Raw genomic sequence first — 15,622 nt, forward strand, 5'->3', positions numbered from 1 at the left:
GGCATGTTACTTATTTGTTATTTCTCTATATTCTAAGACATAACTTTGACACAAGCCTAAATAATTGACACTCGGCATTGCACTTAAGCTATGACACATTCCCATGATTTTCGCCGCCAAGTTCCCTATTTGCGCTTGCACAAACGCATCTTGGTCGCCGTACTTCAGTAAAATTTGTCTCAGGAGTAAGTATAAAACCTTAAGAGCATCAATGATTTGTTGTTCACTTATCGTTAACAAACTAGCACACAGATGGCCTGACGACAAACTTTGCGCCCAATCTTTGCGAAAACCTAACAAAGTTTGATAGCGACTCGGTTGTGTCCCATCTGTTAGCAAACTTTCGGCCAACTTTAATGGGCCGCCAACCACACTTAAACACCAAGTTACATCCTCTTGGATCTGACAGTGCTGAATTAACCAGTTTTTGATCAACATCTTAGACGGCGCCACAAAGGGAAGCCGTTGGCAGCGACTGCTGATCGTTGCCATTAAACGCGCGGGCGTATCGGAATGTAATAGCAGTAAAGTGTCTTTGCCCGGTTCTTCGAGCGTCTTGAGTAAGGCATTGGCGGAAGCTGAGTTCAGGCGCTCGCTGTGGTGAATGATGGCGACACGCCGACCGCTCTGCTGGGCAGTTGCACTCAGGCGAGTACACAGCTCACGGATTTGGTCGACTTTAATTTGGTGACCATCGGCCTCAATTTGATAAAAATCGGGGTGATTACCCGCATCAAATAACTGGCAGGACTTACAAAAACCGCATCCGCCAGTGGGAGTGGGTTGTGCACACATGGCGGCGCGCGCCATAAACACACTCAAGAGTTCACCGCCATAGGCGGAATCGATACCCACGAGTTGCGCGTGGGGGACTTTTTGAGTTTGTAACTGGGTTAAAAACGCCTGTATTGGCGCATCGAGCCAAGGCAGGGTTAATACATCAAATCCGCTTTGCGTTACCATGCCATCGCCTGTAACACGGCCAGAATATCTTTATGCACTTCAGCCATGGTTTGGCTGGCATCGATGACGACAATCTGCTCATCTTCGCTGGCAAGCCTGAGGTAAGTTGCGCGCGCCCGTTCAAAAAAGTCGATGGCTTGTTGCTCGATTCTATCAAGCTCGCCCCGCTTTGCTGCGCGCTGCAATCCAAGCTTAGGGTCAAGGTCAAGATAGAGGGTTAAATCGGGTTTAAAGTCTTTGAGCGTCGCGTTACTCACGGCTTCGACTAAGGGCATTAAGCCGCGTCCACCACCTTGGTAAGCTAAGGACGACAAATTATGCCTATCCCCTAACACCCACTTGCCTTCTGCCAGCGCAGGTTTGATCACATTGGCGACGAGCTGAGCTCTAGCGGCGTAGATCAATAAACATTCGGACTCATCACACAGAGGATCGCTTGGGTCGGCAATTTTCACTAAGTCACGAATACGCTCGGCCAGCGGCGTACCGCCTGGCTCACGGGTGCAAACAGGTGCGAGGCCAGTATGCTTTTCAATAAAATCGCGAATAAGGGCAATCGCACTCGATTTGCCTGCGCCTTCCAGTCCTTCAACAACGATGAATTTGGCGGATGCTTGGGTCATTTTTTCTTTCTCTGATAAATATCGACGGCGCGGTTATGCTCTTCCAAGGTGGTCGAAAACACATGGGTGCCATCGTTGCGCGACACAAAATACAAATAACTGACCTTGGCAGGCTTAGACACCGCCTGCAATGAGGCCTTACTCGGCGCTGCAATCGGCGTTGGCGGTAAACCGAAAATCCGGTAAGTGTTAAAAGGGGTCTCTTCGACGAGATCTTTACGGGTGATATTGCCTTTAAATCTGTCACCCATGCCATAAATGACCGTCGGATCGGTTTGCAGCTTCATCCCCAAGTTGAGTCGATTGATAAAGACGCCGGCGATTTGATCGCGCTCGAAGGCTTGGCCAGTTTCTTTCTCAACAATCGAGGCCAAGATCAGCATCTGGTAGGGCGATTTGAGTGGTAAACCGGGCACACGCTCCGCCCATGCTTTGGCAAGCTCCTGCTCCATCATCTTATAACTTTGGGTGAGCAGCGTCTTAGCATCGCTATCGGCGGTGTAATGGTAAGTATCGGGGAAGAATTTACCCTCGGGCAACGCCGAATCGTCGCCCTGCTCCATCAATACCGCACTAAAGACTTCAGGAGACAACTGTAAGTACGGCGCACTCGCGAGTTGTTGTTCCCACTCGGCAATGGTTTTGCCTTCGACTAAGGTCAGGCTGAAGGTTTTCACCTTGCCATTCACTAAATCGTTGAGTAAGTCGGCAATCGACTGCGAAGGAGACATCTCATAAAGACCGGTACGGATCTTCGCCAGCTCTGGGCGCAATCTCAGTAACCATTTGAGTTTCCATTTGTCTTGGATAACACCATCGGTTTCTAACTGCTGGGCCAACTGGTGCACACTGGTGCCACGGGCAATGGTTAATTCTTTGGCTTCGGTTAGGACTAAGGGGATTTGACTGTAATCAATAATCGTTCGATAGCCCCAATAACCAACCAAACAAGCTAAGGTCAGCAAGGTCAACAAAGTAGAACTTGCGATCAGAATGATTTTTTTCATAGTGAGAGTGAAAGTGTTTGTCTAAGATCTGCTGTCAAAGGAGAAGGAGTAAAAGTGTCCGAGTCAATCGCCAGCACATCCACTACGCCTAAGACGCTGTTAGTGATAAATGCCGAGTCAAACTCCACTAAACGCTCGGCGCCAAACGGCAAACAATCGATATTCATCTGCTGTGCAAGTAAGGCTAACATAACTTGCTCGCGCATCACACCCGCGACGCCGCAGCGTTCCAACGACGGGGTAATCACTTGATTGCCTTTGACAAAAAAGATATTCGCCATCGAAGACTCTATCACCTGCCCAATGCAATCCAGCACCAACCAATCATCAAACCCCTGTGGTAAGGGCTGGGATTTGATCAACACTTGCTCGAGGCGATTAAGGTGCTTTATGCCCGCCAATAAGGGTTGATGACCTAATTGGATCGCTGACGTCGCAAGGCGAATGCCCTGTTGCTGCCACAAGGCATATTGGGCAGGAATAGGATGAACTGAGACGACTTCAGTGACGTGAACCTGCTCCGGCGGCGCATAGCCGCGGCCACCCACGCCCCGTGTGAGCATCAATTTAATACAGTGCTGTGGGTATTGCTTGGCGAGAGTATCGAGCTGTTGGCTTAGGGCTTGACTCATTTGCCAATCGAACCCTAGCCGCGCAGCGCCCGCCGTTAGACGGGCTTGGTGCTGCTCAAAAAACAAAATGCCATGTGCGTCAGTTCGCATCGTGGCAAATAGGCCATCACCATAGGCAAGCCCTCTGTCCATGGGATCAATGCTTGCCTGTGATACCCCATTAACCCAAATCAAGGGTATTAGTCCTGACTGATACGGCTGGCGACCGCATCTTGCTGATCTTTATATTTCGCGTTTTTGCGCTTGTTATAAGGACGCGCCACAGGGCCACTTAACCGTTCAAAGTTTAACGCGCCAATGGTCATCCGTGGACGCAGCGCTAAAGGCAACTTACCACTGTTATAAAACTCGAGCACGATTTTACCCTGCCAACCCGGATCAATCCGGTGCGCAGTGACATGCACCATCAGGCCTAAACGCGCCAGTGAAGAGCGGCCATCGAGCCAACCGACGATATCGGCGGGCAGCGTCACGCTCTCATAGGTCACGGCGAGCGCCAATTCACCGGGATGCAGGAAGAAGGCTTCGCCGTCAGGGATTTCGATGATTTCGCTCATCACCCGATCAAGCGCCGCCTGCACTTCAATACTCGGACCACTCAGGTCGATAAAAGGCGCGGTATGATCTTTAAAGACGCGAAATTGCCCCCCTAATCGCACATCGACACTCACACCAGAAATCGCATCGTTGCTTGGGCGAGGTTCAATCACAATCGAGCCGTTATCAAGGGCCTGTTCAATTTCGATATCGGTTAAGCGCATCTTGCCTTGTACTCCCTGAGTTTTAGTCGTTATTTTGCCAGTAGATGTTGAATACGAGTCTTCAAAATATCGGTCGCGATACGGTTTTTACCGCCGCGAGGCACGATAATATCAGCGTATTGTTTTGAAGGTTCAATAAATTGCAGGAACATAGGACGCACTGTCTTCTTGTACTGTGAAATCACCGATTCCATTGTACGGCCACGCTCGGCCACGTCGCGGGTTAAACGGCGCAGGAAGCAAATATCCAGCGGCGTATCCATAAACACGCTCGCATCCATCAATTCACGCAATTTAGGGTCTGTTAACAGCAGGATGCCTTCTAAAATGATCACTTTTTTCGGCGTCATTTTTACGGTTTCGGCCATACGCGTATGTTCGGTATAGCTATAGCAAGGAATATCAACAGCTTCGCCAGACTTTAGCAACTGCAAGTGCGTGCATAGCAGCTGATGGTCTAACGCTTTGGGATGGTCGTAGTTTGTTAACACACGCTCATCCATGGATAAATGACTCTGATCGCGGTAGTACGCGTCTTCGTTAATTACCCCAATCTGATCTGTGCCTAAATCGCGGCGAAGTTCGTCAAAAATCGTCTTGGCAATTAAACTCTTGCCCGATGCTGACGCGCCAGCAATTGCAATAATGACACACTGCTGAGAATTCATACCCTTAAACCTTACTCGTCATCTGATACGCTAATAGAAACTGTTTTTTGGCTCTGTTTGAGAGCCAATTCGGCGCCCACTTTACGGGCAATTTCCCGATAAAGTGCCGCCACTTCACTGTCAGGCTCGGCCACAACCGATGGCGCCCCCACATCCATGGCTTCACGGATATTGATGTGCAGCGGTAAGGCGCCTAACAATGGAACTTGATAACGCTCGGCCATTTTACTGCCACCGTGCGTACCAAATGGGTGTTCTTTATGACCACACTCGGGGCATAAATGGAAACTCATATTCTCAACAATCCCAAGGACAGGAATATTCACCTTCTGGAACATGGTGATGCCTTTCTTGGCATCGGCCAGTGCGATGTCCTGCGGGGTAGTCACGATCACAGCGCCACTGACAGGCACTTTTTGCGACAGGGTCAATTGAATGTCGCCAGTCCCCGGCGGCATGTCGACCACCAGATAATCGAGTTCAGGCCACTGGGTTTCATTGAGCAGCTGCGCAAGCGCGCCCGCCGCCATAGGACCACGCCATACTGCGGCTTCATCGCCACTTAACATAAAACCAATCGATTGGGCGGCAATGCCATGGGCACTGGCGGCGCTCATGTGTTTACCATCGAGGGAAACGGGTCTGAAGTTGGGGATCCCGAGCATTAATGGGACGGAAGGACCATAAATATCGGCATCTAAAATACCGACCTGGGCACCTTCTGCAGCCAGCGCTAAGGCAAGGTTAACCGCCGTGGTCGATTTACCCACACCGCCTTTGCCGGACGCGACAGCAATCACTTGCTTTACATTGGCAATCGGTGCAATAGAGGCTATCGCCGAATACACTTTTGGTTGGAAATCGATTTCACACTCAACTTCGTCGATGGCATCCAGCACCGCGAGTTTGTTGGTGATGGCCATGACAGTATCACGATATTGAGTCATGCAAGGGTATGGATAGACTAAGCCAAGCTGCAAACGCTTACCTTCAATCGCCAATTTATTCACGCATCCTGCGCTCACTAACCCCTTCGCTAAATACGGGTCGATATATGCATCGAGAATGGCCAGAACGGGCCCGAGAAGATCGTCACTTAAACGATAATCAGTTTGAGTTGAAGACAAAAGAATTACCCCCACCAATAAATTTGCCCAAGTGTACCAGATAATGACAAAAACATTAGCGCAGATTTAACCCAATCGACTCAGGTTTTGATGAAAATCATCCTGTAATCGGTTAGTATCTCTACCATTATTTTTGGCCCACCACGATATTTGAGACAAGATGGCAACTTCACAACGTAAAATTCTCGTGACCAGCGCACTTCCCTACGCGAACGGACCGATTCATTTAGGTCACATGCTGGAATACATCCAGACGGATATCTGGTCGCGTTATCAAAAGCTTCGTGGACATGAGTGCCACTATATTTGTGCCGATGACGCCCACGGCACACCGATTATGCTCAAGGCGCAGCAATTAGGCATGGCGCCAGAAGAAATGATCGCGCAAGTCAATAAAGAGCATCAGCAGGATTTCGCCGATTTTAATATCGCCTTCGATAATTATCACAGCACCCACAGTGAAGAAAACCGCGTGCTGGCGAGCGATATTTACTTAAAACTGCGTGCCAACGGCTATATCAAGAGCAAGAGCATTTCGCAATTATTTGACCCTGAAAAGTCGATGTTCCTGCCAGACCGCTTCGTAAAAGGCACCTGCCCTAAGTGTAAATCACCGGATCAATACGGCGACAACTGCGATGCCTGCGGCGCAACTTACAGCCCAACTGAGCTGATTAATCCTAAGTCGGCCGTCTCTGGCGCGACGCCAGTGATGAAGGACACTGAACACTTCTTCTTCGATTTACCCGCCTTCGAAGACATGCTCAAAGAGTGGACTCGCTCGGGTGCACTGCAAACCGAAATGGCCAACAAACTCGATGAATGGTTCGAACAGGGTCTGCAGCAATGGGACATCACCCGCGATGCGCCTTACTTTGGTTTTGAGATCCCAGATGCTCCGGGCAAATACTTCTACGTATGGTTAGATGCGCCTATCGGCTACATGGGCTCATTCAAAAACCTCTGTGACAAACGCCCAGAGCTGAGCTTTGACGAATTTTGGGCCAAGGATTCAAAGGCAGAAGTTTACCACTTTATCGGTAAAGACATCGTTTACTTCCACAGCCTGTTCTGGCCAGCCATGCTCCATGGCTCGGGCTACCGTCAACCTAACAGCGTCTACGCCCACGGTTATGTGACAGTGAACGGCGCTAAAATGTCTAAATCTAAGGGCACCTTTATTAAGGCGCGCACCTATTTAGACCACTTAGATCCTGAGTACTTACGCTACTACTACGCCGCCAAGCTAAGCAGCCGTATCGACGATCTCGACCTGAATTTAGAAGACTTCGTACAACGCGTAAACTCAGACTTAGTGGGTAAGCTGGTTAATCTTGCGTCTCGTACCGCGGGCTTTATCACTAAGCGTTTCGATGGCAAGCTGGCCAGGATTGCCGACACTACGCTAACGGATGCGTTTTTAGCTAAGCAAGAACAAATCGCCGAGTTCTATGAAACCCGCGAATACGGTAAAGCGATGCGCGAAATCATGGCATTGGCCGATATCGCCAACGGTTTTGTCGCCGACGCAGCGCCTTGGCAGTTAGTGAAGCAAGACGATCAACAGGAAGCCGCGCACCAAGTGTGCTCGAACGCCCTGAACCTGTTCCGCATTCTGGTCACTTACTTAAAACCTGTGTTGCCACGTTTAGCGTTGGATGTTGAAGCCTTCTTCCAACAGACGTTAACTTGGGATAGCTTGGGCCAAGATATGGCGGGACACGAAATTGCACCGTTCAAAGCCATGATGCAACGTGTTGAATTAGACAAGGTTAACGCCATGGTGGCAGACTCTAAAGAAAACCTGCAAGCCACGAGCGAGCCAGAAGCACCTAAGGGCACACTGGCGACCGATCCAATTAGCGACACCATCAACTTTGAAGATTTCGCTAAAATCGATCTGCGTATTGCGCGTATCGTCAAAGCCGAGCATGTGGCCGAAGCCGACAAACTGTTAAAACTGCAATTGGATATCGGCGGCGAAACCCGTCAGGTATTTGCAGGCATTAAATCGGCCTACTCACCAGAGGATCTCGAAGGTAAGCTGACAGTGATGGTCGCCAACCTTGCGCCACGTAAGATGCGTTTTGGCATGTCAGAAGGCATGGTACTGGCAGCAGGCCCTGGTGGCAGCGATTTATGGATTCTAGAACCCCATGAAGGCGCACAGCCTGGCATGCGTGTGAAGTAAACACGAGTCAAGCTACTTCTAAACCGACATAAGGCCGCATTAAATGCGGCCTTATTTGTTGGTAAAAACATCCCTTTACGCTTTTTCAGCGAGCGTAGCCGAATGCGCTCTCGACAAGCGTCTTACAGTGGGACACTATCGCGCCTGTGGCTAAGCGTTAATTGCTAGGCCGCAATCACTAAGCTGTCATGGCTGAGCTGTAATCGGTGTTGGAATCGCTGTTGTAATAGCTGTTGTAATAGCTGTTGTAATAGCTAAGCCGCACTGTGTCGCGGCAACACACTATGGAATTTTCGAGGAGAAGTTATGGGCAATATCATTGAGCAGTTGTTGTTTTCTGCTTCAATAACCGGTCCCATCTGTTTAATGTTAGCCTTAGGCGTCATGCTTAAACGCACCCAAGTGATTGATGAGCACTTTATTGATATCGCCTCTAAGCTGGTTTTTAATGTCACCCTGCCCGCGCTGTTGTTTCTCAGCATCATTAGCTCGCATCACGATCTTGCCGACAGTGCGCCGTTAATCGGTTATGGCTTATTAGCCAACTTACTGTTTTTTATTCTCTCGACCTACGTGACGAAACGATTTTTCCCCGAGCCAAAGGATCAAGGCGTCATCATTCAAGGGGGATTTAGAGCCAATACCGCCATTATCGGCTTAGCCTATGTCTCTAATGCCTACGGCGAATCAGGCGTTGCCTTAGCGGCCGTTTATGTGGCGTCCATGACGCTGCTCTACAATATTCAAGCCGTAATTTGTTTAAGCCCACGGGGAGAGGAATCGAGCCGCCGCGCCTTTGCGGTGATCATTAAAACCATCACCAAAAACCCGCTGATCATTGCCATTATGCTCGGCATGCTGTTTTATCTGCTGGCGATCCCGGTTCCTAAAATGGTTCTCGATGCCGGACAATACTTTGCCAATATGACGCTCCCCTTAGCACTGCTGTGCACTGGCGGCTCACTGGATATTGGCTCGCTTAGACATGAAAAGTATTCCACTTGGTTCTCGACCGCCTTAAAACTGATCTTTGCGCCACTCTTCATCACCCTAGGAGCCTTGATACTTGGCTATCGCGGTGTGGAACTGGCCTTAGTGTTTTTGATGAGCGCCGCGCCCACGGCGGCGGCAAGTTATGTGATGGCGCGAGCTATGGGGGGAAATGCCACCCTAGCCGCCAATATTATCGCCCTCACCACAGTTTGCTCATTGCTCACATGCACCTTGGGCATTTTTATTCTATCGACCCTAGGGCTTATTTAAACTTAAGCTGATTTAAAATTAGGGGTAATTTACATAAAACAAAGGCGAGCATAGCTCGCCTTTCATTTACTCTATGTCGATAAGGCAACGCCATTAGACTGGGTTAGCGATATCCACAAAATGGTGCACTAAATTAAATTCGCGGGCGAGATGACGCCCAAGCGCCTCAATGCCAAAACGCTCGGTCGCATGGTGACCCGCAGCATAATAGTGGATACCCTGCTCCACCGCACTGTGGAACGTCCGCTCGGACACTTCGCCACTGATAAACGCATCGACCCCAAGGCTTGCGGCAATATCAATATAATCCTGAGCGCCACCGGTACACCAAGCTAAGTGCTGGATTTCATCCGAACTTTCACCAATATGCAGTGGCGTTCTACCGAGCACCTCACCTAAGGTCGCGGCAAATTCACTGGCACTCACGGGTAAATCCAGTTTGCCACGCCATACGAGCCCCTGCGCAACATCCTCAACCGCTTCAGCATCGAGGATCCCAAGTTTGCGGCCGAGCGTAGCATTGTTGCCCAGCATAGGATGAGCATCTAAGGGCAAGTGATAGCCAAACAGGTTGATATCATGGGCGAGTAAAGCTTTGATCCGGCGCTGCTTCATGCCAGTGATCACCTCTGGTTCACTCTTCCAGAAAAAGCCATGGTGAACCAAAATCGCATCGGCTTTGAGACGAATCGCTTCATCGATTAACGCTTGGCACGCCGTCACACCTGTCACTATGGTGCGGATATCTGCTTTACCTTCAACCTGTAACCCATTCGGGGCGTAATCTTTAAAGGCCGATACGCGCAAAAAATCGGCTAAATATTGGGTTAGTTCTGTCCGTGTCATTCCATCACCGTTTACACTTTTTTATTGATTATAGGCAGTTACGCTTAAGTTCGTACTGTATCACATGGCTAAATCAACGCGAACCCCACCTTGCAGGTACACCACACGTACCCTATCCCCCGCATTGAACACCATGCCGGGATCATAATCTTGGATCACCATGACTTGCGTGCCATCTTCCTGAGTGATCATCAGCTCCACTAGCTTAAGTGATTGCACCGTGGTGCCACTGCCATAACGATTGCCTACACCAGCGCCAATCAAGGCCCCCAATACCGTTGCGATATCTTGGCCTGAGCCGCCACCAAATTGATGGCCAATCACCCCGCCCGCTACAGCGCCGCCAAAGGTTTTCCAACCTTGGTTTCGGTCTTCAATCAATTGGGTTTCGGTGATATTGCGTACCGAGTTGATATCGCCATAGAGGACTTTTTCGACCGGCACAGCCTGATTACGATCGTAGCCTGCTTGCACGGGAGAAATCACTAAAGCACAAATAAACATAAAGCTCGCTAGTGTAGGTTTCCACATATCCGAATTTCCGCTAACTTAATATAAGGGTCTATTACTGAATCATACGCAATTGTGAACTCACTGTCTTTTCTGAATCACGAATTTGAAGCTTTTCCTTCACCCGAACTCGCCCTAACCGATCCAAACGGCTTATTGGCGATAGGCGGCGATCTTCGCCCTGAACGTTTATTGACCGCCTATTATCACGGCATTTTTCCTTGGTTTAACGCCGACGATCCCATCTTATGGTGGTCACCTGACCCCCGCGCCATTTTTATTCCTGGCCAAGTGAATATCAGCACCAGTTTACGCAAATATTTAAAAAAACAGCCCTGGCGATTCACCATCAACCATGCCTTTACCGATGTGATGGCGGGCTGTGCTCAACCTCGGCGTAAACAAGCCGGCACCTGGATAACCCATGAAATTCAAATGGCTTACCGCGAGTTACACCATAATGGCCATGCCCATTCCGTCGAAGTCTGGCACGGCGAGCGTTTAATTGGCGGCCTTTATGGCCTTGCCATCGGTCAAGTCTTTTGTGGGGAATCCATGTTCCACCGCGAAACCAACGCGTCAAAGGCGGCCATGGCGGTGCTACAACAGCATCTCATCACAATAAATTTTAAATTGATTGACGCACAGGTGATGAATCCCCACCTTGAGAGCCTAGGCGCCAAACCAGTGAAACGCGCTGATTTTATTCAACTATTAACTCAGTTTAGGGATAAGCCCGTCAACCCAGCGGCTTGGATACCGAGTGAGGTCATACTTGAACTCTAACGCGAGTAACACGCCCATCGCCATTGGGATCAGCCAAATCTTCCCCTGCAGTTATCTTGACGGACAGCAGGAACAACTGTTGGTGATCCAAGAGGAAACCCTCGACCCCATTTTATTTGATCGTCTATTAGCCATAGGTTTTCGCCGCAGTGGCAGTGCCATTTATAAACCACGCTGTCCTCGTTGCAGTGCCTGTCAGCCGATTCGTCTGCCGATTAATGAATTCATGCCTTCTAAACGGCAAAAACGCACTTTAGCCCATAACCGCGATTTAACCTGGCGTATTACCTCTGAACATACCGAGGCTCAATACGCCCTGTATGAAAAATACATTCGTGAGCGCCACTTCGATGGCCCCATGTTTCCCCCGAGTAAGTCGCAGTATGAGCAGTTCTTATTTTGCCATTGGCTACCGCCAACCTTTATCGAAGTCTATGATGGTAATCGACTTTTAGCCGTAGCAGTGACAGATACGCTCCCCAATAGTTTGTCGGCTATTTACAGTTATTTTGACCCCGATGAAGAACGTCGCTCTCTTGGCTCACTGCTCATTTTACTCCAGTGCCGCTTAGCAAAATTACAGGATAAAGAATTTCTTTATCTCGGGTATCAAATTGATGCAAATCGAAAAATGTCCTACAAGCGCTTATACCGCCCTTATCAGATTTTAACCCCCCAAGGCTGGGAGTATTCCCAAGTTTGCTAGGCACTTCCCCTTTACAGCAAGGTGAATTTGCGGCATGATACGCCCGTTTTTTATATTCGAAGGCTAATGGGATAACTAATTAATGGCGAAAGAAGACAACATTGAAATGCAAGGCACTATCCTTGAAACCTTGCCAAACACAATGTTCCGCGTAGAGCTTGAAAATGGTCATGTGGTGATAGCCCACATTTCTGGCAAAATGCGCAAAAACTACATCCGCATTCTGACTGGTGACAAAGTTACCGTTCAGTTGACTCCTTATGATCTGACCAAAGGTCGTATTGTCTTCCGCGCACGCTAATATTCCCCCTTAGTTGAAAAACCCGGCGAGGCCGGGTTTTTTTGTTGGCGAAAGATCAGAAAAATGGCTGCAATTGCAGCCATTTTTATTGGGTTTCAAAGCATTTACGCTTTGCTGGTACTCTTCTCATGCCGTTCGGTATGAATGACGATTTCCCCTTCCTTCGCATCGACATGGGCAATACCGCCATGCTCAAGCTCACCAAAGAGGATCTCATCCGCTAACGGACGTTTAATCAGCTCAGTCACCACACGGGCCATTGGCCGCGCGCCCATGCTCTTATCGTAGCCTTTCTCGGCGAGCAAAGTTCTGGCTTCATCGCTGACTTCCAGCACCACATGTTTCGCATCCAGTTGTGCCTGCAATTCCACCAAGAATTTATCCACCACTTTGGCAATGATGGTCATGTCTAAATGGTTGAACCAAATGATGGAATCTAAGCGGTTACGAAACTCTGGTGAAAAGACCCGGTTGATTTCCGACAGGGCATCTTGGGTATGATCCTGCTGAGTAAAACCAATGGACTTACGGATCGTTTCCTGAACACCTGCGTTTGTCGTCATCACTAAGGTGACATGCCTAAAGTCCGCCTTGCGACCGTTGTTATCGGTCAAGGTGCCGTGATCCATGACTTGCAGCAATAGGTTATACACATCAGGGTGAGCCTTCTCAATTTCATCGAGCAGCACCACGCAATGAGGGTTCTTAATCACAGCATCGGTCAGTAAACCACCTTGGTCGTAGCCCACATAACCTGGAGGCGCACCAATTAAGCGAGAAACCGTATGGCTTTCCATGTACTCAGACATATCAAAGCGCACCAGTTTCATGCCAAGGCAACTGGCTAACTGATTGGTGACTTCTGTCTTACCAACCCCAGTTGGGCCCGCAAATAAGAAGCTACCCACAGGCTTTTTATCCGTGCCTAACCCACTGCGAGATAAACGAATCGCCGAGCTTAAGGATTCAATCGCCTTGTCTTGACCAAAAACCACCATCTTGAGATTGCGCTCAAGATTACGCAGTAAGTCTTTGTCGGTGGCAGACACAGACTTTTCTGGGATCCGAGCAATTTTTGCCACTATAGTTTCAATCTCGGCCTGACCGATGGTTTTCTTACGTTTGCTCTGTGGCAACATGGCCATGCGCGCACCCGCCTCATCGATCACATCGATGGCTTTATCGGGTAAATGCCGGTCATTAATGTGTTTTGCCGATAGCTCAGCCGCGCTGTTAATCGCCGCTTGGGTATAACGCACGCCATGGTACTCTTCGTACTTGGCCTTGAGCCCCATCAGAATTTTCGTGGTTTCGGCTACTGAAGGCTCATTGATATCAACCTTTTGGAAACGACGCGCCAATGCGCGGTCCTTCTCAAAAATGCTTTGATATTCTTGGAAGGTGGTCGAGCCCATGCAACGCAAATTACCGCTCGATAATAATGGCTTAAGCAGGTTCGACGCATCCATCACCCCACCCGATGCGGCGCCCGCACCAATGATGGTGTGAATTTCATCGATAAATAAAATAGCGTGTTTATCGGCGCTAAGTTCTTTAAGCAGACTCTTGAAACGTTTTTCAAAATCGCCACGGTATTTAGTGCCAGCAAGCAAGGAGCCTAAGTCGAGGGAATAAACCGTCGCCTGCGACATCACCTCTGGCACTTGATTATTAACGATACGATAGGCCAAGCCTTCGGCAATCGCGGTTTTACCCACGCCCGCCTCACCCACTAACAGCGGATTATTTTTACGGCGACGGCATAGGGTTTGAATTGCCCGTTCTATTTCTTGATCACGGCCAATGAGTGGATCAATAATCCCTTGTTTTGCAAGCTGGTTTAGATTGCTCGCAAACTGCGACAACATGCTGCGCTCTTCACCCGCTTCGGTTTGATCTTCGATACGTTCTTGATCTTGATGGGCGTCGTTGTCCTCATTTTTTGAAAAACCATGGGAAATATAGTTCACCACATCTAAACGGCTAATGTCGCTGCGACGCAGCAGATACACGGCTTGGGATTCCTGCTCACTAAAAATCGCCACCAGCACATTGGCACCTGTGACTTCATTGCGGCCCGAGGACTGCACATGGAAAACGGCGCGTTGCAGCACCCGCTGAAACCCGAGCGTCGGCTGGGTTTCTTTATCATCGTCCATATCCGCAATGATTGGGGTGGTTTGTTGGATAAAGCTTGCTACTTCATCTCTGAGTTTATCTAAATTCGCTCCACAGGCGATTAGCGCTTCTTGAGCCGCAGGGTTGTCTATCAGAGCCAATAACAGATGTTCAACCGTCATATACTCGTGACGAGCCTCTCTGGCTTGCTGAAACGCCAGATTTAAGGTGACTTCCAGATCTTTGTTCAGCATAAGCACCCCCAAAATTAACAACTGACAACAGAGTAAGCGCTGTTAAGCCTTCTCTAACGAACACAGTAACGGATGTTGGTTTTGTCTTGCAAATTGATTTACTTGTATCACCTTAGTTTCTGCAATGCCGTAGGGGAAAATCCCGCAGATACCCTTTCCCTGGTGATGTATAGTCAACATGATATCTGTGGCTTCCTGCTCATTCTTGCGAAAGAAGATTTGTAGCACTTCAATCACAAAATCCATTGGAGTGTAATCGTCATTATTGAGGATCACCTTATACATCGAAGGTGGCATTAACTCAGATTCCACACGCTCTTCAACGTGTTCTATGTTTCCTGTCTTACCCATTTTTTAATACTAGCCTCTCGTGTTGGCCTCTTCCAATTGCTATCTTCAAATTAATTAGTTGTTACCTCTTTGTTAATTTTAGCTTGACTTCCGCTTTTACTCCTTACATTCTGTAGCTCAGACGGTGAAATAATCCCGTCTATACAGGTTTTACTATCTTACTGGTAAGTAGACAACAGAAGGAAGTGGAAGTATGGCAAGCGGAACTGTTAAATGGTTCAACAACGCCAAAGGATTCGGGTTTATTTGCCCTGATCAAGGTGGCGAGGACGTTTTTGCACACTATTCTACCATTGAAATGGAAGGCTATAGAACTCTAAAAGCAGGCCAACCAGTTCAATTCGAAGTAGAACAGGGTCCAAAAGGAATGCACGCTTCAGCCATTTCACCAACAAAATAACGTTTGGTGAGGCCAATGATCTAAAAGGCAGGGATTTATCCCTGCCTTTTTATTGGGCGATTGTTAGCATTCTCGAAGATTGAGTGTGATAAAAAAGGCCTGCAATGCAGGCCTT

The 15,622-nt window shown here is 48.8% G+C and carries 17 protein-coding genes; 6 read left to right on the plus strand and 11 right to left on the minus strand.

Annotated elements, in window-relative coordinates:
• Positions 1-6 precede the first annotated feature (6 nt).
• The 7 genes from holB to apbC are packed head-to-tail and all read right to left on the minus strand — an operon-like array spanning position 7 to position 5,781.
• On the minus strand, positions 7-963 hold the full coding sequence (holB, locus tag CBX96_RS06915) for a DNA polymerase III subunit delta' (protein WP_109286168.1): 957 nt from the start codon (positions 961-963) through the stop codon (positions 7-9).
• Positions 957-1,586, minus strand: a complete 630-nt coding sequence (gene tmk / locus CBX96_RS06920; RefSeq protein ID WP_109286169.1) for a dTMP kinase — start codon at positions 1,584-1,586, stop codon at positions 957-959. Before tmk ends, holB begins: the two co-directional genes overlap by 7 nt.
• On the minus strand, positions 1,583-2,593 hold the full coding sequence (mltG, locus tag CBX96_RS06925) for an endolytic transglycosylase MltG (RefSeq protein ID WP_109286170.1): 1,011 nt from the start codon (positions 2,591-2,593) through the stop codon (positions 1,583-1,585). Before mltG ends, tmk begins: the two co-directional genes overlap by 4 nt.
• Entirely contained in the window at positions 2,590-3,399 is an 810-nt protein-coding gene (pabC, locus tag CBX96_RS06930; RefSeq protein ID WP_109286171.1) for an aminodeoxychorismate lyase, read from the minus strand. The genes mltG and pabC overlap by 4 nt, the downstream gene beginning before the upstream one ends.
• Positions 3,400-3,404: 5 nt before the next feature.
• Complete coding sequence (gene dcd / locus CBX96_RS06935; RefSeq protein WP_109286172.1) at positions 3,405-3,986, minus strand: dCTP deaminase; 582 nt, start codon at positions 3,984-3,986, stop codon at positions 3,405-3,407.
• A 29-nt stretch (positions 3,987-4,015) separates the two neighbouring features.
• Positions 4,016-4,654: a uridine kinase gene (gene udk, locus CBX96_RS06940; RefSeq protein WP_011072566.1), complete on the minus strand. Its 639-nt coding sequence runs from the start codon at positions 4,652-4,654 to the stop codon at positions 4,016-4,018.
• Positions 4,655-4,665: 11 nt separating this feature from the next.
• Complete coding sequence (gene apbC, locus CBX96_RS06945; RefSeq protein ID WP_089067979.1) at positions 4,666-5,781, minus strand: iron-sulfur cluster carrier protein ApbC; 1,116 nt, start codon at positions 5,779-5,781, stop codon at positions 4,666-4,668.
• A 160-nt stretch (positions 5,782-5,941) separates the two neighbouring features.
• Here apbC and metG point away from each other — a divergent pair, with 160 nt between their 5' ends.
• Entirely contained in the window at positions 5,942-7,972 is a 2,031-nt protein-coding gene (gene metG, locus CBX96_RS06950) for a methionine--tRNA ligase (protein WP_109286173.1), read from the plus strand.
• A 306-nt stretch (positions 7,973-8,278) separates the two neighbouring features.
• Complete coding sequence (locus CBX96_RS06955) at positions 8,279-9,235, plus strand: AEC family transporter (protein ID WP_109286174.1); 957 nt, start codon at positions 8,279-8,281, stop codon at positions 9,233-9,235.
• Positions 9,236-9,328: 93 nt separating this feature from the next.
• On the opposite strand, the gene CBX96_RS06960 is transcribed toward CBX96_RS06955, so the two are convergent.
• The gene (locus CBX96_RS06960) at positions 9,329-10,081 is read right to left on the minus strand and encodes a Nif3-like dinuclear metal center hexameric protein (protein ID WP_109286175.1); all 753 of its coding nucleotides are present in this window, start codon (positions 10,079-10,081) and stop codon (positions 9,329-9,331) included.
• 60 nt (positions 10,082-10,141) lie between these two features.
• On the minus strand, positions 10,142-10,612 hold the full coding sequence (locus tag CBX96_RS06965; protein WP_109286176.1) for a glycine zipper 2TM domain-containing protein: 471 nt from the start codon (positions 10,610-10,612) through the stop codon (positions 10,142-10,144).
• Between the two features lie 54 nt (positions 10,613-10,666).
• On the opposite strand from CBX96_RS06965, the gene aat reads away from it, so the two are divergent.
• The 3 genes from aat to infA all read left to right on the plus strand — a co-directional run bounded on the left by aat (position 10,667) and on the right by infA (position 12,384).
• Positions 10,667-11,377: a leucyl/phenylalanyl-tRNA--protein transferase gene (gene aat, locus CBX96_RS06970; protein WP_109286177.1), complete on the plus strand. Its 711-nt coding sequence runs from the start codon at positions 10,667-10,669 to the stop codon at positions 11,375-11,377.
• Positions 11,367-12,083 carry an arginyltransferase gene (locus CBX96_RS06975; protein WP_086903586.1) on the plus strand — a complete coding sequence of 239 codons (717 nt, stop codon included), beginning with the start codon at positions 11,367-11,369 and terminating at the stop codon, positions 12,081-12,083. Before aat ends, CBX96_RS06975 begins: the two co-directional genes overlap by 11 nt.
• A gap of 82 nt (positions 12,084-12,165) precedes the next feature.
• A complete protein-coding gene (gene infA / locus CBX96_RS06980) occupies positions 12,166-12,384 on the plus strand; it encodes a translation initiation factor IF-1 (protein ID WP_006081934.1) in 219 nt (72 codons plus the stop codon).
• Between the two features lie 104 nt (positions 12,385-12,488).
• Here infA and clpA read toward each other — a convergent pair whose 3' ends face one another.
• Positions 12,489-14,756, minus strand: coding sequence for an ATP-dependent Clp protease ATP-binding subunit ClpA (gene clpA, locus CBX96_RS06985; RefSeq protein WP_109286178.1), 2,268 nt, complete (start codon positions 14,754-14,756; stop codon positions 12,489-12,491).
• A 42-nt stretch (positions 14,757-14,798) separates the two neighbouring features.
• The gene (gene clpS / locus CBX96_RS06990; protein ID WP_011622425.1) at positions 14,799-15,107 is read right to left on the minus strand and encodes an ATP-dependent Clp protease adapter ClpS; all 309 of its coding nucleotides are present in this window, start codon (positions 15,105-15,107) and stop codon (positions 14,799-14,801) included.
• A gap of 193 nt (positions 15,108-15,300) precedes the next feature.
• On the opposite strand from clpS, the gene cspD reads away from it, so the two are divergent.
• Positions 15,301-15,507 carry a cold shock domain-containing protein CspD gene (gene cspD, locus CBX96_RS06995; RefSeq protein ID WP_011072576.1) on the plus strand — a complete coding sequence of 69 codons (207 nt, stop codon included), beginning with the start codon at positions 15,301-15,303 and terminating at the stop codon, positions 15,505-15,507.
• Positions 15,508-15,622: the final 115 nt, after the last annotated feature.

Origin of the sequence: Shewanella sp. BC20 (assembly GCF_003129585.1) — a bacterium.
In the GTDB taxonomy this organism is placed as follows: domain Bacteria; phylum Pseudomonadota; class Gammaproteobacteria; order Enterobacterales; family Shewanellaceae; genus Shewanella; species Shewanella seohaensis.